At 50.7% G+C, this 17,121-nt stretch carries 15 protein-coding genes; 13 read left to right on the forward strand and 2 right to left on the reverse strand.

Annotated elements, in window-relative coordinates:
• The first annotated feature begins 93 nt into the window (after nucleotides 1-93).
• The 8 genes from ABD931_RS26585 to ABD931_RS26615 all read left to right on the forward strand — a co-directional run bounded on the left by ABD931_RS26585 (nucleotide 94) and on the right by ABD931_RS26615 (nucleotide 10,908).
• Nucleotides 94-1,224, forward strand: coding sequence for an RtcB family protein (locus tag ABD931_RS26585; protein WP_345271072.1), 1,131 nt, complete (start codon nucleotides 94-96; stop codon nucleotides 1,222-1,224).
• A gap of 77 nt (nucleotides 1,225-1,301) precedes the next feature.
• Entirely contained in the window at nucleotides 1,302-2,960 is a 1,659-nt protein-coding gene (locus ABD931_RS26590) for an SUMF1/EgtB/PvdO family nonheme iron enzyme (protein ID WP_345271073.1), read from the forward strand.
• A gap of 23 nt (nucleotides 2,961-2,983) precedes the next feature.
• Nucleotides 2,984-3,322 (forward strand): SUMF1/EgtB/PvdO family nonheme iron enzyme, encoded by a 339-nt coding sequence (locus ABD931_RS26595; protein ID WP_345271074.1) that lies wholly within the window; start codon nucleotides 2,984-2,986, stop codon nucleotides 3,320-3,322.
• 176 nt (nucleotides 3,323-3,498) lie between these two features.
• A complete protein-coding gene (locus tag ABD931_RS29330) occupies nucleotides 3,499-3,774 on the forward strand; it encodes a formylglycine-generating enzyme family protein (protein ID WP_370469357.1) in 276 nt (91 codons plus the stop codon).
• Nucleotides 3,775-3,855: 81 nt separating this feature from the next.
• Nucleotides 3,856-4,206, forward strand: coding sequence for a hypothetical protein (locus ABD931_RS26600; protein WP_345271075.1), 351 nt, complete (start codon nucleotides 3,856-3,858; stop codon nucleotides 4,204-4,206).
• Between the two features lie 292 nt (nucleotides 4,207-4,498).
• Nucleotides 4,499-6,190 (forward strand): SUMF1/EgtB/PvdO family nonheme iron enzyme, encoded by a 1,692-nt coding sequence (locus ABD931_RS26605; protein WP_345271076.1) that lies wholly within the window; start codon nucleotides 4,499-4,501, stop codon nucleotides 6,188-6,190.
• A gap of 188 nt (nucleotides 6,191-6,378) precedes the next feature.
• A complete protein-coding gene (locus ABD931_RS26610; protein ID WP_345271077.1) occupies nucleotides 6,379-9,054 on the forward strand; it encodes a WD40 domain-containing protein in 2,676 nt (891 codons plus the stop codon).
• 225 nt (nucleotides 9,055-9,279) lie between these two features.
• On the forward strand, nucleotides 9,280-10,908 hold the full coding sequence (locus ABD931_RS26615) for an SUMF1/EgtB/PvdO family nonheme iron enzyme (protein WP_345271078.1): 1,629 nt from the start codon (nucleotides 9,280-9,282) through the stop codon (nucleotides 10,906-10,908).
• On the opposite strand, the gene ABD931_RS26620 is transcribed toward ABD931_RS26615, so the two are convergent.
• Both ABD931_RS26620 and ABD931_RS26625 read right to left on the reverse strand, forming a co-directional pair.
• Nucleotides 10,902-11,114, reverse strand: coding sequence for a hypothetical protein (locus tag ABD931_RS26620; protein WP_345271079.1), 213 nt, complete (start codon nucleotides 11,112-11,114; stop codon nucleotides 10,902-10,904). The genes ABD931_RS26615 and ABD931_RS26620 overlap by 7 nt on opposite strands.
• Before the next feature lie 340 nt (nucleotides 11,115-11,454).
• Nucleotides 11,455-12,603 carry an ATP-binding protein gene (locus ABD931_RS26625; RefSeq protein WP_345271080.1) on the reverse strand — a complete coding sequence of 383 codons (1,149 nt, stop codon included), beginning with the start codon at nucleotides 12,601-12,603 and terminating at the stop codon, nucleotides 11,455-11,457.
• 310 nt (nucleotides 12,604-12,913) lie between these two features.
• Between ABD931_RS26625 and ABD931_RS26630 the strand changes: the two genes are divergently transcribed.
• The 5 genes from ABD931_RS26630 to ABD931_RS26650 all read left to right on the forward strand — a co-directional run bounded on the left by ABD931_RS26630 (nucleotide 12,914) and on the right by ABD931_RS26650 (nucleotide 16,793).
• A complete protein-coding gene (locus ABD931_RS26630; protein ID WP_345271081.1) occupies nucleotides 12,914-13,438 on the forward strand; it encodes a hypothetical protein in 525 nt (174 codons plus the stop codon).
• 31 nt (nucleotides 13,439-13,469) lie between these two features.
• The gene (locus ABD931_RS26635; RefSeq protein ID WP_345271082.1) at nucleotides 13,470-13,808 is read left to right on the forward strand and encodes a hypothetical protein; all 339 of its coding nucleotides are present in this window, start codon (nucleotides 13,470-13,472) and stop codon (nucleotides 13,806-13,808) included.
• 212 nt (nucleotides 13,809-14,020) lie between these two features.
• Nucleotides 14,021-14,752 carry a hypothetical protein gene (locus ABD931_RS26640; RefSeq protein ID WP_345271083.1) on the forward strand — a complete coding sequence of 244 codons (732 nt, stop codon included), beginning with the start codon at nucleotides 14,021-14,023 and terminating at the stop codon, nucleotides 14,750-14,752.
• Between the two features lie 209 nt (nucleotides 14,753-14,961).
• Entirely contained in the window at nucleotides 14,962-16,158 is a 1,197-nt protein-coding gene (locus ABD931_RS26645; protein ID WP_345271084.1) for a caspase family protein, read from the forward strand.
• Nucleotides 16,159-16,160: 2 nt separating this feature from the next.
• Nucleotides 16,161-16,793: a hypothetical protein gene (locus tag ABD931_RS26650; RefSeq protein WP_345271085.1), complete on the forward strand. Its 633-nt coding sequence runs from the start codon at nucleotides 16,161-16,163 to the stop codon at nucleotides 16,791-16,793.
• Nucleotides 16,794-17,121 lie beyond the last annotated feature (328 nt).

Below are 17,121 nucleotides of genomic sequence, written 5' to 3' on the forward strand. Positions count from 1 at the left end.
GCCGCTACTAATAAGGTTAGCTGTCCAATCCCTATCTACGCTCAGGTTGGTGCATGTAAGGCACCTGCCCATATCAGAATTTGACGAGTTCTCATGGTACCTATTCATTATTTCTGCGATACGAACACCGTGGAGCAGAACGCTCTTGAACAACTGGAGCGGTACGCCGAAAATCCGTTTGTAGAGAAGATTTGTGCCTTTACGGATATTCATTTCTGCGACGAAAAAGCCATTCCCGTGGGCGTAGCCTTCTCCACCACCGATTACGTCTATCCGCTCATTACGGGGAAGGACATCGGCTGTGGGGTCATGTACCTGCGCATTAGCAAGGCCGACTGGCTCAGGCCCTTTAACAAGGCGGAACACTATAAAGCCTTCAACCTGGCCCACACCCGCATGACCGACGACGGCTTGGGGGGCGGCAACCACTTCCTGTCCATCGAAGAGGATGCCGATAACGTCTACGTCATTTGCCATACCGGCACCCGCGACCGGGGCATCGGTCTGTATCAGCAGTGCCTTGGGCTGACCCAGTCGTTTTCGGCTGAGTACGGACAGCAAGTGCAATTTGTTCACAAAGACTTTCTGGATGCCGGCTTCGTTGAGCAGTATAACCGAACGCTGCGGTTTGGCTACGAGCGCCGGAAAAACTTCTGCCTCAAAACACTTGTATTTCTACAGACGGCCAATTATGTCAGGGCCGAAAAGACACAGATCGACCCGAAATACCTGAGCAGCAACTTAGCCGGGTATGATGAAGAAGGAACGCTGAACGGAACATCGTACAAGCTGGAGGATTCGATTCACAATCACCTGCGGTTTGGCAACGGGTCAATTATCCACCGCAAGGGCAGTACTGAGTTAACGGCGGGCAAGACGGTGGTGATTCCCCTGTCGATGTCGCGGGGCAGTTTGCTAGTGAAGTTGAGCCACGAAACCCAGGGAGCGGATGCGCTGAATTCCTGCGCCCACGGGGCGGGCCGGCGGCTGTCGCGCTTTCAGGCCATGAAGCACTGGAAGACGGGCCTCAAGGAAAAGGAACGACGGTCCTACAGGGAGCGCTTCTCTGAACTGCTCGACCGCTCGGGCGATTTCCCGAACGGATACATCCAGGAGTTCGACTTCGCCTACAAGGATGCCTCGGAGCTATTTACGTATCAGCCTTACCTGAAAAAAATTACCCAGACCGAACCGATCGTGACGGTGAAGTACACAGAAATATGATAAAACGACGGGAGGGTGTTGCTCCGGTTATTATTCATGGTTAAGTTGCTGACTATCTTGAAGATTACACCTCGCATATGTACCGACTTTATTTATGGCTGTTGCTGAGCCTGCTGGTAACGCATCCGTTAGTAGCCCAGAAAAGTATTAAGATTGCTGGGGGCAGAGCCCCGGCCGGCATTGAACGGCGACTGGCGCTGGTAGTAGGCAACAAAAATTATAATCGAACCGACGCCCGACTCACCAACCCCATCAATGATGCCAACGACATGGCCAATGCTCTGGAGTTACTGGGTTTTGAGGTGATTCTTAAAACCGACCTCAACCGCGTTGACTTTGAGCAGGCAGTAGATCAGTTTGGCGAACGGCTCAAACACTACGATGTGGGCCTGTTCTACTACTCCGGTCACGGTCTACAGGCGCAGGGCGAGAATTACCTGGTGCCGGTTGATGCAGTAATTCGCAGTGAACCCCAGATACGCTACCACTGCATGGACCTAGGGCGGGTATTGGCGGCTATGGAGGGCTCTAATGCCTCCACCAATATCGTGCTGCTGGATGCCTGTCGTAACAACCCCTACAAGAAAAGCTGGAGCAAAGGCGGCTTGGCCGAAGGACTCACCATTCCGCGCAACCCGCCGGGCACCATAGTGGTGTTTGCCACCAGCGAAAACAGCGTGGCCGACGACAATACCGGCGAACGCAACGGGCTGTTTACGGCCAAGTTGCTGAAGAACATCCGGCAGCCCAACCGCTCGCTGAGTCAGATACTGGCCGAGACCCGACGTGGGGTCTACACCCGTAGCAACAAACAGCAGGTACCGGCCGACTACAACAAATTGATGGGCGACTTTGTGTTTGTAATTCAGGATAAGGGCAAAAACGATACCAGAACCGCCGACCAGCCATTTGGCCCGGCCATGGTGTATGTGCGGGGCGGCAGCTTCCCGATGGGCAGCGAGGAAGGAGAAACCGACGAGAAGCCCGTTCACCAGGTAACGGTGAGCGCATTTCTGATGGGTAAGTATGAGGTCACGGTAGCTGAGTTTGAGCAGTTCATTGAGGCTACCCGCTACCAGACCGATGCTGAAAAGGAAGGGCATAGCTATACATGGAACGGCAAAGATTGGAAGAAAATGGTGGGAGTCAATTGGCGGTGTGATGCCGAAGGAAACGTGCGACCTCGCAGCGATCAGAATCACCCGGTTCTCCACGTAAGCTGGAACGATGCGGTGGCGTATTGCGAGTGGCTGAGCCGGCGAACTGGCAAACGCTACCGACTGCCGACGGAAGCCGAGTGGGAGTATGCGGCCGGCAACGGCAGCGCTCATACCAAATTTAGCTGGGGAGACATGGAGCCATCAGGGTTAATACAGTCAAATATAGCCGACCGGAGCGCAAAAGGTCTGTTAAGTTGGGCCAATGAAAACATTAATGATGGCTACAGGTACACAGCCCCGGTGGGAAGCTACGCACCGAACCGGTTTGGCTTGTACGATATGACGGGCAATGTACATGAGTGGTGTCAGGACTTGTATAGTGACACTTATTATTCCAATTATTCCAGCGCCAGCGGCAATAATCCAACTGGTCCCGTTAGTGGCTCGTGCCGAGTCCTAAGGGGCGGTTGCTGGAACTCGATACCGCAGCACTGTCGGTCTACGGACCGAGGCTGCGAAAACCCAGCGATTCGTCACGACCGCGTTGGTTTTCGTGTCGTATCACCAATTCAGTAAATAAGCATTCAGTTTAATTCCTGATGGGCAATGTGCCACTAGTTCATTCGCGACGGCCGTTCAACCGCAGCGGAGGTCATCAGATTCCGGGCCGCTACGATGAGCTAAGGGGTGATTTTGTGTTTGTGCAGAAAGGTTTTTCTACACCTATTCTTGAGAAGTCAAAAACTGAACCTGTCAGTTCTAAATCTGTTCCGAACCGAACAGCCAAATTTTTAGACCTTCCTTTTGCAGAGATGGCCTATGTTGAAGGAGGCACTTTCCAGATGGGTGACCCAAATGGAATACAAGGTTATAATAAGGCACATGCGGTGACTGTGAGTAGCTTTTTGATGGGCAAATATGAAATAACAAGGCGGTAATGGAAGAGTGTGATGGGCAGTCTACCTCCAAGTTTTAGTTCAACTCCAAAAGACTGTCAAGATTGTCCCGTTGAGCCGGTGACATGGGAAGAGATACAAACGTTTTTGAAAACTGAACAAGCTAAGATATTTTGAACACAAAGCCGTATTACATGCCAGGTGTTGCAAGAGGCAAAATGTTACAAGTTGGTAGTTTTGAGCCTAATCGCTTAGGACTATATGACATGAGTGGTAACGCATCAGAATGGTGCAGTGACTGGGAAACTGGGTATTCTAATGAGGCTCAAGTAGATCCAACAGGACCTCCTACAGGGGATTTCAAAGTGGTACGAGGGGGGAGCTGTTGCGGGCGGTTGGACCAATGCCTGGTATTTGACCGGAATTTTGGTGATGCTACTCCCAGGTATCGACATCTATACATGGGCTTTAGAATTGTAGCCCCATCCAAATAATTTATAAAATTTAACTCTATCTACTGATAAGCTTTTCCCCCACCCGCTATAAACCGGCAGAACTGAAACAAAAACACATTCATGAAAACGCTTTTCTGCCTTTTTGCTTTTGCTCTCCTGATGGCCGCCAATCAGGCTCTCCCCGCTAAATCGGCTGCATCCGGCGGCCGGGGATATTACTATGCCATCGTTTTTAACAATAAACCGGCCCAGGTCCAGTTTTCCACTGCCTTTTTTGCCGATTGTCAGGAGAACACGCTCTATCAGCGGATTGCCAACTACGCCCAGAACAACGGTTACGGGCAGTACCGGCTGGTAGGACCCTTTGCGCAAACCGAAGTGGAAGCGGCCCGTCAGTACGCCAAACAGCAGTGGTATAACAGCGGCTACGCCGTGGCGGGCGATAACAACTACGTCGGTGATTGTTACTGAGACTGCTACGCAGAGTGGTGAAAGTACACCTATCAGTAATGTCTAAGTAGTTTTACCGTTCAGAAAATCAGCCGGCTATTGGCCGGCTGAACTATTGCATTAGAAAGTAACTCTGCGTAAACTTGGTTTCCTAAAGCGGTTAGACTAAAATCCACATAAGTATAAAATCGCTAAATAATTAAAAACTATTATAGCAAAGATTCTGAGTAAAACCGCCTTTTTGCCTGCATTGGCGGGTGCTAAGTCGACAATATGCTGCACCAGGGCTGTCAGCACCCGGTAACTTTTAAACATGATAAACTACTCTTTTTGCAAGGCAATGCGTTTTCTGTTGCTGGCTTATGGGCTATGGCTAAGCCAACTCGGTCTGGCCCAGTCCCGTAGTATCAAAATTGTGGGTGGGCAGGTCCCATCGGGCACCGAACGCCGGCTGGCACTGGTGATCGGCAATAAAGATTACCGGCATGTGAGAGCCCTAAAGAACCCCCTCAACGATGCTCAGGATATGAGCAATGCACTGGAACAAATCGGCTTTGAGGTTATTACCCTGACCAATACTACTTTTGGCCAGATGATTGCGGGCCTGAACCGCTTCAAGGATAAATTAACCACGTCGGATGTGGCCCTGTTGTACTACTCCGGTCATGGGGTGAGCTACAATGGCCGTAACTACTTAATGCCCATCGATGCGGAGTTGCGCTGTCTGGAACAAATCGAAGAAAATAGCGTCTCACTTAACCGTGTATTGGCCGATATTGCCGCCCGGCAGGTTCGTAATAGCTTTGTGTTCCTAGATGCCTGCCGTAATTTGCCCGATCTGAGCATCTGCAATGGCACGCAAAAAGATGTCACGTTGCAGACGGGCCTGGTGCGACCAACTAATAACCCTCGTGGCAGTATGATTGTGTTTGCTACTGAAGAGGGTAACACCGCCGATGATAATGTAAATGGTCGTAATGGTCTGTTTACCGAAGCACTGCTGAAGTATTTAACTAAGCCTAATCTAAGTATTCGTGCCATCCTGGACCAAACGGATTTGGAAGCAGAAGCCAAAAGTGGTGGTCGTCAATCGCCCGCCCGCTACGATAAGATCCGTGGAGAGTTTATGTTTGTTATACAAACTCCGGCTGATCCTTTGCCAGTGACCCCTGCCCCAAGTAACGCAGAGAGCGTGACGCGTTCAGAACCTGCCAGAAGGCAAAACCAAACGAAACCTATTGCCTCCGGAAAACCTACGCTTACCCCTACTCGTCTTACCAATTATTTAGACTTGCCGTTTGCCGATCTGGTCTATGTTCCGGGCGGTTCCTTTCAGATGGGGGATACCCGCAATGAAGGGTCTGGAAATGAAACTCCTGATCATCGTGTCATCGTCAGCTCATTTATGATGGGTAAATACGAAGTGACCCAGCGCCAGTGGGAGGCTGTTATGGGTAACAATCCAGCTTACTTTAAAGACTGCCCCGACTGCCCGGTGGAGAGTGTCTCATGGGAAGAAGTGCAGGAGTTTTTAAGAAAACTCAACATTCGGACGAATATGCGCTATCGGCTGCCAACGGAGGCTGAGTGGGAATATGCCGCCGGCGGAGGAGATGTAGCTAATCGGAGCCGTTTTGGTAATGGACAAGATACACTGGACCCATCGCAGGTAAACTTTGATGGCAATGGACAATACATAACACCCTACTCAGTAAGTGGAAAATATAGGAATAAAACGGTCGAAGTAGGGAGTCTTGAGCCAAATCAGTTGGGCTTATACAATATGAGTGGCAGTGTATGGGAGTGGTGTCAGGACTGGTACGGGGATTACAGTAGTGCTGAACAAACCAATCCGACCGGTCCTGCTACAGGCTCTTATCGCGTGTTGCGGGGTGGTAGCTGGTTCACTGAACCTCAGCGCTGCCGGTCATCGTACCGTGGCCGTAACACCCCTGAGTCGCGGTTTAATTATGTAGGTTTAAGAATTGTATTATCGATACCATGACAAGACGAACTCCTGTTCTGCGCCTTGTTTTTGAAGGAGGTAGAGATAGTTGGGTTATAGTCAGGTTTGCGAGTTCAAAAACGTTCAAAAAGCACTCTGACCTCTCAGTTAATTACGGGATATGCCGCTCCTAATCGACTGGCTATTTCAAAAGATCTGATTGTATAGTATACTACCCCATTCGACCTATGCAAACAATTATTTACCGTTTTTATTTCTGGCTGATCTTTTGGGTGGAGCTCTTTGGAACTTTGACTCTCCAGGCTCAAAGCCCCGCATTATCTGAATCGCCTTTGGCGGGGCATATAAATCAGGTTCATTCGGTAGCCTTCACCCCTAATGGCACTCGCTTCGTCTCAGGTAGCGAGGATGGCACCCTCAAGCTTTGGGATGCTCAGACCGCTACGTTGATCAAAACAATTACCGGCCATAGTGATGCAGTAACTTCAGTAGCCTTTAGCCCGGATGGTAGCATATTGCTATCGGGCAGCAAAGACAAAACGCTCCGATTGTGGGATGCCCAAACCGGTAAGTTACTGAAGACCCTAACCGGACATAGTAAGGCTGTGAACTCCGTGGCCTACAACTCCGATGGCACTCGTCTGCTCTCGGGAAGTGACGATGCAACAATCAAATTATGGGATAGCCAGACGGGTAACATGCTTAAATCTATAGTCGGTCATGAGAATAGCGTTGAAGCCGTTGCTTTTAGCCCCGATGGCACCCGATTACTATCGGGGGGTAGAGATAAGACGTTGAAGTTATGGAGAACTTCGACGGGCAAGCTTCTCAACACGTTGTATGGTCATGATTATCACGTAACATCAGTTGCATTTAGCCCTGATGGGAACTACCTGTTGTCAGGAAGTAGCGGCATGACTGGAACTGCTATTCTTTGGGACGCTCGGACTGGCAAGCAAATTTCAGAAAATAAATTATATGGTAAGGCTCCGGTTACCTTTAGTCCAGATGGTACCCGTTTGATGGTAGTTGGTTGGGAAGATGTAAAATTATTGGATCTCAAAACCGGTAAATGGCAGCTACTAAAAGGACATAGTGATTTGGTCCTTTGTTTAGCTTTTAGCCCCGATGGTACTCGTGTGCTTTCAGGCAGTTATGATAACACTATTAAACTATGGAATGCCCAAACGGGTAGACTGCTTCAGAGTACATCCAGTGGTCATAACAGACAAGCTGATGCCGTAGCTTTTAGCCCAGATGGAACTCGAATGCTGTCAGGTAGTAGGGACAAAACTATCAAAATCTGGAGTGCTGAAAATGGTAATCTACTCCATAGCCTGACAGGTAAGTTTGATTGGGTTCGATCAGCAACCTTTAGCCCCAGCGGTAAGAGCATGTTAGTGGCTATTGATGGAGATAATGATGTTTTTACGCTCTATGACGCGCAAACCGGTAAGTCGCTCTGGACACAGACAGCATGGGCAAACTGGGGTAAAACATTGGCCTTCAGCCCAAACGAGACCTTTTTTGTATCAGCTAATGGCTCTTCTATTAAGGTATATAATACCCAGACAGGCAGTTTGCTCAAAACGATGACCTCGGACGCCAATGTTGAGGTTAATACACTTGCTTTTGACGCAGACGGCAACCGCCTGGTATCAGGTAGTTCGTCAAGGAGTAAATCAGGTAGTAATGTTCTAAATATTTGGGACACCCAGGCGGGAAAGTTACTTCAGACCCTTCCGGGTCATACATCGGCAGTCACATCTGTTGCTTTAACTCCCGACGGCAATCGTTTACTATCGGCAGGCGAAGACAGTACGCTCAAACTGTGGGATCTAAAAACAGACGATGAACTAACTTCCATGACGACAGTCGCTCCGGCAGTCGGCTTCCATTTTTTGGATGAAGGTCGTCAGGTGCTAGTCATAACCAAAGCCAACATTCTTGAAGTGCGCGAGACAGCCACCCTTAAGCTCTTAAAGACCTACGAGAACACTGGTTTCTTTACTGACCCCAACTACCAGCCCCCGCTTACGCCTGATGGGCAGTACGAGATTTACGTCTATTACCAGTCGGCTTTTCTCAAACCTGCCCGTTCGTTCGTAGCTTCCAGTCAACCTACAACTGTGTCTCAGCAAGTAGTGACTAAACCTACGGGTGCTTCAACATCTACTACGTCGGTAAAGCCGTCTTCACCCCCTGTCTCTACCCTGACCAAACGCTACGCCCTGGTGATCGGGAACTCCGGCTATAAAGCCGGCCGTGAACTGGCCGGGCGGCCCCTCAACGATGCCCGCGACATCACCGCCCGGCTACAGGCACTGGGCTTCACCGTTACTAAACATGAGGACCTAACTGATAAGCAGGCATTCGAGAGAGCTTTCCAGCAGTTTGGCCGACAAGCTCGTGGAGCCGATGTGGCTCTGTTCTTCTACGCCGGGCACGGTATCGAAGTAGCGGGAGAGAACTATATCATCCCGATCGGGGCTACCCTGGAACAGAAAGAAGATGTGCGGTACGAAGCCTTCCCCGTCAACACCGTACTGGAGGAATATCGCGAATTAGGCGCTAAAAACAGCGTGGTACTGCTGGATGCCTGCCGCGAAAACCCGTTCCGAAGCTGGGGGCGCGATGGGGGTGGTCGGGGCTTCAAGACTATCGATCTGGCAAAGGTGCAATTGGATAATCTGTTCATCGGCTACGCCACGGCCCCTGGCAGCGTGGCCCAAAACGGCTCCGGCCGCAACGGTACCTTCACCACGGCCCTGCTTAAATACCTCCGCCAGGGTGAGCGGTTTGACGACATCTTTCAGGACACAACCAACGAGGTGCTGACCATGACGAACAACACGCAGCGGCCATTTCAAACGTCCAGTTTGCGGACGCGTTTGATTTTCTAACGCCCAGCAAAGTTTAAACCGAACCAAGAACAGATAGCCCAACACATCTAATTCAGAGCAATATATGAACGACCAGGTGCCGGTACAGTGGTCCAAGTTGAATATAATCGTTAAAACAAGCCTATGTCAATCACATACATACCTGTGGCTGGAAGCCGGGAAGAGCTAAGGACTCAGGGTCTTTTGGTTTCCGGTAGTTCGTCAGGCAGTAGCCTCTGGGGGTTCATGCTGATGCTGTTGCTGAGCCTGCTGGTAACAACTGCCGGAATGGCCCAGAGAACTATAAAAATCGCAGGTGGCAAAGCTCCCGTCGGCACTGAACGCCGGGCCGCCATCATCATCGCCAATCAGGATTACCAGCAGGATATGATGGACCTGAAAAAAGTCTACAACGATGCCGATGATATGAAAGAGGCCCTCGATAAACTGGGCTTCGAGATCCTGGTCTTCCGAAAAGACCTCAGCCGTCTGGCCCTGGACCGGATGTTATTAAATCTGGCAACTCAGTTGAAAGGCTATCAGGTTGCTTTTTTTTACTACTCGGGTCACGGTGCCGAATTCCAGGGCAAAAATTATCTGCTGCCCACCGATATGCCTCCCCTTGAATTTCGCAGTGACTTAGCGACTTACGGCATCAGTCTCGACCGGGTGTACGAGGCCCTAGGCCAGGCCGGTGTTCGAACCAGCATCGTTGTCTCGGATGCCTGTCGCAGCCTCCCCCTGGGCAAAGGCTTACCGACGGGTATGGTCATACCGGCTAACAACCCGGCCGGTACGTTCACCATGTTTGCCACCCGCTCGGGTAATCTCTCGCTGGAAAATGCCGGCGGCCGCAACGGGTACTTTACGCAGGAGTTGTTGAAAAACTTGGTGCGGCCCAACTGGACACTGGACAACATTTTTTACGAGACTCGTAAGGGGGTTAAAGCGGCTACTAACAACCAGCAGGAACCCAGTGTGGCCAACGAACTCGATGATCCGTTTGTGTTTGTGATTCAGGATAAAGGTAAAGAGGATACCAGAGCAGTTGACCAGCCGTTTGGCCCGGCGATGGTGTTTGTGCGGGGCGGCACTTTTCCGATGGGTAGCAACGAAAATGACAATGAAAAACCAATACATTACGTAACGGTGAGCGACTTTATGATGGGCAAGTACGAGGTGACAGTAGCGGAGTTTGAGCAGTTCATTGAAGCCACCCGCTACCTGACCGATGCCGAAAAGGAGGGACACAGCTACCGCTGGAACGGCAAAGAGTGGGAAAAGTGGTCAGGCGTTAATTGGCGGTGCGATGCGGAGGGCAAAGTTCGGTCGCCCATTGAGAGCAATCACCCGGTTATTCATGTGAGTTGGAACGATGCAGATGCCTATTGTCTCTGGCTGAGCCGCCGGACGGGCAAGCGTTACCGGTTGCCAACGGAGGCCGAGTGGGAGTATGCTTGTGGCAATGGCAGTGCCCATACCAAGTATAGCTGGGGCAATGAGGACCCCTCGGGTACTAACGGTGGTAATATAGCGGACCAAAGCGGCAGGCGCAAGTTTAACTGGTCGGGTATAGCTAGTAATTATGACGACGGGTATGCTACTACCGCCCCTGTGGGTAGTTATACACCAAATAAGCTTGGTTTATTCGATATGAGCGGGAATATATGGGAGTGGTGTCAGGACTGGTACGGCAGCTACTCAGGCAGTAGTAGTGTAAATCCCCAAGGTCCTGGAAGTGGTACCAATCGAGTTATGCGTGGTGGTAGCTGGGACAGTGGCTCTCAGTACTACCTGTCGACCTTCCGTACCGGCCACAAGCCAGCGCACAGGGGCTGCTTCGTTGGCTTCCGGGTCGTGTCCCCAGTTCAGTAGCAGGCATCCGGTCTATCCTGTTGAGCAAGGGGGAGTTCGTTCAGCCGCGACTGCGGCCCGGCCGAAGCAGTAGCGGTTGAACGAACTTTTATGGATACTGCCGAAGGCAGTCGAATTTTGGAATGCTGTAAATCAAGCTTTTTACCGTAGCCATTGGCGACGAGGGCCGGCAGCAGGAGGAACTGAATGCTTATCTGGGGAGCCATAAGGTATTGGATGTGGAGAACCGGCTCGTACAAAACGAGCGCGGGGCCTATTGGTGCTTTTGCGTACGGTACATTGAAGGCGGGCAGCCCAATTCGGCCGGTCGCCCACTGCCGTACCACATGTAAAAACAACGAGTACACCCGCTCGTCTGGTAACCACAAGCCGAACGAGGAGCGGGGTTTTTCGCGTCCGGAATATTAACGTTCTTAGTGAATACGGACTTGCATACAGCCGAATACCCATAAAAATAACCTGAGGGTTATTTGGCCGCTTCCTTCAACGGGTACAGCCGGCGATTAAACTTCTCTCTTCTTTGTCACTCCGACTGCGCAGGCGGTGTCATCCGCCGATAAACTCCAGATAATTGTCGCGGTGGATGGCCGTGAATGTAGCGTCGGGGTAGGCGTCGGCGAAGGCTTTGGGAACTTTGGTCCGGGTTATAGTCGCCCGGTTATCGCTCCACTTGAATTCGTAGGCCCGGAGTTGCCCGTTTTCCAGCTCGAGCCAATCGATTTCCTGCTGGTCGTAGGTGCGCCAAAAGAAAAACTCCACCGGCCGGCGCTGGGCCTGCAGGATCTTGAGTCGTTCGGCAATCAGGTAGTTTTCCCACAAAGCCCCTGCGTCGGTGCGTAACGCCGGTAGCCGAAAGTCGTTAATCAGGGCGTTTCGGATACCGGCATCCGTAAAGTACCACCGGCTGGTTTTGGTTACCTCTTTCCGAAGATTCCGGCTGAAGCCCCCCACCCGCACCAGCACAAAAACTTTGGTAAACATATCCAGGTATTTTTCAACTGTGTTTTTGCTGCTCTGCAACTGCCGGCCTAGTTCATCCATCGATACCTCTTTGCCCACCTGAAAAGCCACCAGCCGGAGCAGGTCTTTCACTTTGGCGGCATTACGCACCCCCTCAAACGCCAGGATGTCTTTCAGCAGGTATGTATTAACCAGGTTTTTCAGGTATTCCTGCCGGTCGGCCGTCCCACTAAGCTGGAGCAGTTCGGGGTAGCTGCCCAAAACCAGGCGGTCGTCGAGACGCTGCCGGGTCTCCAGGCTGTTTTCGTAGGGGGCCAGTTCGCATTGAGCTAAGGGATAAAGCTGGTGGAAGTAGGCCCGGCCCGTCAACGGCTCACCGGAAAGGTTGGCCAGGTCAAACGCCGACGAGCCCGTAACCACGATTCGGAGTGGTTCAATCTGGTCGACGATAAGTTTCAGGATAAGCCCAATGTCAGTTATCTCCTGGGCTTCATCAACAATGAGCAGCTCCACTCCATCAAGCAGCCGGCGGTAATTGGCGATACTCCGCTGAGCCAGCAGTTGCTGGGTATCATAGTCTTCGCCCTGAAGGGTAAGCGTTCGGTACGCTGTCCGGGCGGTGAGTTGTTTCAGCAGGTATGTTTTCCCTACCCGCCGGGTTCCGAATATCAGGTTTACCTTATTGGGCAATAGGTGGTTGAGCAGCGTTTTTAGCAGGTATCGTTCAAATTCCATACACCATTTCTAAATTTCGTCAGTATATTGACGAAATTTAGCTAAAGATAGTCATTATAAAAACAATATTTGAAAATTTGCTCTCGCTGTTCCGTAAGAAGACGTCGTATCCGGGTAACATCTACCTGCCAAAGCCGAGTGGCCGATTATTCGGGCCTATAGCGAATTGCTTTCACCGGGCATGTTTTGGCCAGAACCATACCGTACGCTGAGCCTTACCGACGGGGTAATTAAAAATTTTCAAATCGACTGATAAGGTCTTTGCGCTGCCGGCTATAAACCGGCAGAACACAATCAGACAATCAGAACCATGAAAACGCTGTTACTTTGCTTAGCCCTGCTGGCAGTTTATCCGAAAGCCGAAACCCGCACCACAAGCCGTGCCGAACTCCTGAACGATGAAGAGTTATACGCCAATGTCGGCTGGTGCGTCTGGCACGAAGGCGTACGCCTGTACGACGATAACGAGCAGAAACTAACCGGTACACCCGGTCAGTTACGGCCCATTGAAGACTTGCGGGCCGATTTTCTGCGCCACCAGCGCCATAATGCCGATGCCTACGGCCGTATAGAAGGAGCCGGCACAGAAAAACTGCGGAGAGTCATCAACATGATTCCGCAGCGAACCGAAGCCGAGCGGCAGCTTTGGGCCAACTTCGAGTGGGTAGCCTACCACGAGCGCAAGGCCGGTGAAATGCGGGGCCATCTGAACGCGGGCAATTTTGCCGCTATCCGGTATGTTTATGGAGCCACCCAGGGGCACAATCCGAACGCCAAAAACCTGCTGGCCGCCATCAGCAACGACCGGCTGCGGTATCTGGTCGAGAACCTTTAATAATCTGTAAACCACACAACTCTCTTTCGCTATGAAACTGAGAATAAATTTCTTGTCTGTTATTGTCATCTTTATCGCCTGCGGGTTGGTATCGTGGCGGGGTGTAACTGAAAAGACCGGCAAATTGGCCGTATCCGGCTGCCTGAAAGGATCAACGAACGCCATTGTCCGGGTGTACGAAGAAATGCCGGATAATACGAAAGGCAGACTGCTGGTGGCCGAACGGTGGATCAATACCGATGAGATCATCAGCGTAACGACCGAGCGCGGCCGGATTATCTTCGAATACCGATACCGAGGTTCCGATCCCTGGAACACCGAAGTACATGCCTGGGCAAATTCATGTTCGCTGCCGACCCGCATCCCGTAAGAATTCAGCGGGCAGATCAACCAGAGGAGAAGGCCTGAACCCTGTTGCCCATACAGGTACAGGCCTGTTTTTATTGTTAAGTCACCTTCTGGCTGCCACCAAAAAAATTTTAAAAATTTAGTAATCAACTGATAAACTTTTTAACCGTTTCCCTATCCAAGCATAGCTGAAAAACACATATGGTTATGTATTGGCAAACCTCTTCCGAAATAATGGCTCGTCAGAAGGCCCTGGTTCTGACCCTTCTGGTGAGTGTGGCAGTGACGCTGTTGCTGAGCTTCGTTAAACTTACATTCACCCCTGCAACACCAGTCACCGTGACCCCGGCCATCGACAGCCTGAAACTGGCGTATATACCCCTGGAGCTGGCCCGGAAAGTGCAGACCCGCGAGGTTGTTAGCCGGGCTGTGGGCCGGGCCGCTGCGCCGGTTGCCCGGTGGACACCTGTACACCATCCGGCCCGGCCCAGTGCCGCTCCCGAGCGTGGTAATAGTCGACCCGTAATAACCAGTGATGTGCCGTCGCCGGTAGAAACCCCGAAAGTTGATGAACGTGGCCTGTATCGCAAGGTAGAAAAGCCCGGCAACGGTACCAATCCGGCAGCCAAAACAGAAGAGGGAGGAAGTCCCAAAGGACAGCCCGACGGCAGCACCGCCGGACCGGGTGGCACGGGCGGTATTGGTCTAGACCTGACTGGCTTTCGCTTTGGGCGGCTGTCGGTCTCTCCGGACCCTTACGACGAAACGGGTTCGGTGGTGTTCAGGGTTACCGTCGACGCTCAGGGGCAGATTCAGGCGCTGACGATAAAGACTACCACCGTGTCGCCGGCAGTGGTGGAGTGGTACCGTAAACAATTGCAGCAGGTAAAGCTGGTACCCACGTCAGGCGGGGAGCGACCGGCCTTGTCTACGGGGCAGATCAGCCTGAGGATAACCGCTCACTAAAAAGTGCATCCGGAAACCGGCAGGTATTTTTGCTTATAAGGCTTCCGGATGTCACTTTTATTGAAAATCTATTTTATATTGCCAGAATAGATAATTGATTGTTAATGAGATTGTAACGTTAGGTATATACGAATAACTCCTGAAGTTAGTCATTATTCTATTCTCAAGTTTTTTTTTACCGACCATTGAGTAACCGTTCACCACTACGTATGAAGCGGAGATGCAACTTTTACGGGTTTTTCTACCCACTAAGCCTGTATCTGGCTGTATTGTTGCCAGGCTTTTTAATCTCTCATCCCAGTAGTGGGCAAACCTTCCACTGCATTATCGTTGCCGATACCAAGATTAGCGACATTGGCCCCAGTTGTACTCGTGACCTGGCCGCTATGGCGGGGCGGCTCGATACGATAGCCAGAACACTGGGCTACCGCTTCAATCTGGTAGTTCGAAACGACGAGCAGTTTGGTCCGCAGGGGTTGAACGATGCGCTTGATCAGATAAATTGCCAACCATCCGACGTTGTATTTTTTTACTATTCAGGTCATGGTTTTAACAAGCCTGAGGATACTGGCGAGTTTCCCTACCTCCGTCTGGTGCATCCGGCCGCTACTGTTAGGGGAGACAGTTTGATCCGTGAGATAGTAACGCTGAACACCATCCGTATTGAAGATGTACATCGCCGGCTTATCGAAAAGAAACCTCGTCTGTGTGTGACGCTGAGCGACTGCTGCAACCAGATTCTGAATGATGCCCGCGGTGTTCAGACACTCCGACCCACGTTCAGGGGGATTTATACGGAAAAGGATCTCGATATGCTCAGGCGGCTCTTTTCCAATACCGAGGGCGACGTGCTTATTACTACCGCCAAACGCGGTGAGCGGGCTTTATCGACCTCTAGTTTCGGCGGGTTATACACATTTTCCTGGCTGGATGCGGTTCAGCAGGCCGAAGCCAATAATAATGATGTGACGTGGGAGACTCTGCTGAACGATGCCGAGCAACGCCTGCAGAATATGTTACGCCAAAATTTCCCTGGATATAAGAAACATCACTCCCACTGGCGAATCAATCTAAAACCCCGCGAGGTGCCTCCGCCACCCTGCTCCAGGGTGACTTTCGATCAGATTAATACCTTTCTGAACCAGCTTACCGACGAGACCAAATCATTTACCGAGCGAAATACGCTGAGGCAACAAACCGCACCCAGATACTTTGCCGCCGACGGGGACGTGAAAATTTACATCCGCAATCCGGAGCGACCGGTCGATATACTGCCGATAGAGAGTTACCTGAAAAACTTACAATTACATGCAGCATCTATTGTGCGCGTCAATGTCGTGGAGCGCCTGTCTGAGTTAGCCACCGATTGTCGGTACAGAATCTTAACCATAGAAGAAATACGATAACCATGAAACGTACGCTGATTACAGGCGCTACCAGCCTGCTCTTTATTTGTCTGCTGGCTATAGCACCCGGCTGGGCCCAGCCCAACGTGAAGGAACTTTCTAAAGAACAACTGGATGAGTTCCGTGAGCTTACCAAACGGAAAGTCAACGATTTTACGGAAAAGCTGTCGATTATAGCCGACAGAAAACGCCCATTAGAAGAACGCATCATGGCTAAAGAGCTGGCAATGGATTACTTTATCAAATGGTACAGCAAAGGAAATCAACACAGAACGCCCATGGTTCAAGTCTCTAATAAAAATGGCAGAATCAGATCTTCTCCCATCGAGCAATATCTGAACGATCTTCTTATAACCAATAGATTTTTAGACATAAACATTACCTTTTACGATGCCGCTGTAGTCTCGGAATTTGAGAAAGGGGTAGACGGTGACTACTACGCCACGGCAAGTTATTTCCAGGATTTTAAAGGGTATGGCAAAGACGGTAAATTGCTCTACAGTGACCGTACTAACAAGAAAATAGCGATAACCGGTAAATCCATGGAAACATCTAAAGATCTGGGTAAACTCGATCTTAAAGTGTTCTTCGGCGACATAACCGTAACCGAAACAACGCCAATTCCTGTAAATTAGGAAAAGCTAACATACGCAGAATATACCCGGTAAAAATTATACTTAATTCAAGAGTACTATTTAAAAATTTGCCCTCTCCACAGATTAGAGTATTGCTAGGTAATATACGTGTGTACAAAATCATCAATCGATAAGCAACTGTGCCGCCATGCGTAATTGGATAGCTTTGCTATTTGTTGTCTTGGGTGTGCTTCCCACGTTGGGGATATGTTCAATGAAGTGTGTCATGGTTTAAATTTTCATGTAAGGCTTCACACGGTCTCCAAATAAAATGACCAGTTGCTGCACCGTCAACGACCAGTTCGCTAAGGGCTTTTGCCACTTCTCC

Source organism: Nibrella viscosa (assembly GCF_039541875.1).
GTDB lineage: Bacteria > Bacteroidota > Bacteroidia > Cytophagales > Spirosomataceae > Nibrella > Nibrella viscosa.

Coding starts and splice junctions, on each gene's coding strand:
- ABD931_RS26585 (WP_345271072.1), top strand. CDS start 94: ATGGTACCTATTCATTATTTCTGCGATACGAACACCGTGGAGCAGAAC.
- ABD931_RS26590 (WP_345271073.1), top strand. CDS start 1,302: ATGTACCGACTTTATTTATGGCTGTTGCTGAGCCTGCTGGTAACGCAT.
- ABD931_RS26595 (WP_345271074.1), top strand. CDS start 2,984: ATGGGCAATGTGCCACTAGTTCATTCGCGACGGCCGTTCAACCGCAGC.
- ABD931_RS29330 (WP_370469357.1), top strand. CDS start 3,499: ATGTTACAAGTTGGTAGTTTTGAGCCTAATCGCTTAGGACTATATGAC.
- ABD931_RS26600 (WP_345271075.1), top strand. CDS start 3,856: ATGAAAACGCTTTTCTGCCTTTTTGCTTTTGCTCTCCTGATGGCCGCC.
- ABD931_RS26605 (WP_345271076.1), top strand. CDS start 4,499: ATGATAAACTACTCTTTTTGCAAGGCAATGCGTTTTCTGTTGCTGGCT.
- ABD931_RS26610 (WP_345271077.1), top strand. CDS start 6,379: ATGCAAACAATTATTTACCGTTTTTATTTCTGGCTGATCTTTTGGGTG.
- ABD931_RS26615 (WP_345271078.1), top strand. CDS start 9,280: ATGCTGATGCTGTTGCTGAGCCTGCTGGTAACAACTGCCGGAATGGCC.
- ABD931_RS26620 (WP_345271079.1), bottom strand. CDS start 11,114: ATGGCTCCCCAGATAAGCATTCAGTTCCTCCTGCTGCCGGCCCTCGTC.
- ABD931_RS26625 (WP_345271080.1), bottom strand. CDS start 12,603: ATGGAATTTGAACGATACCTGCTAAAAACGCTGCTCAACCACCTATTG.
- ABD931_RS26630 (WP_345271081.1), top strand. CDS start 12,914: ATGAAAACGCTGTTACTTTGCTTAGCCCTGCTGGCAGTTTATCCGAAA.
- ABD931_RS26635 (WP_345271082.1), top strand. CDS start 13,470: ATGAAACTGAGAATAAATTTCTTGTCTGTTATTGTCATCTTTATCGCC.
- ABD931_RS26640 (WP_345271083.1), top strand. CDS start 14,021: ATGGCTCGTCAGAAGGCCCTGGTTCTGACCCTTCTGGTGAGTGTGGCA.
- ABD931_RS26645 (WP_345271084.1), top strand. CDS start 14,962: ATGAAGCGGAGATGCAACTTTTACGGGTTTTTCTACCCACTAAGCCTG.
- ABD931_RS26650 (WP_345271085.1), top strand. CDS start 16,161: ATGAAACGTACGCTGATTACAGGCGCTACCAGCCTGCTCTTTATTTGT.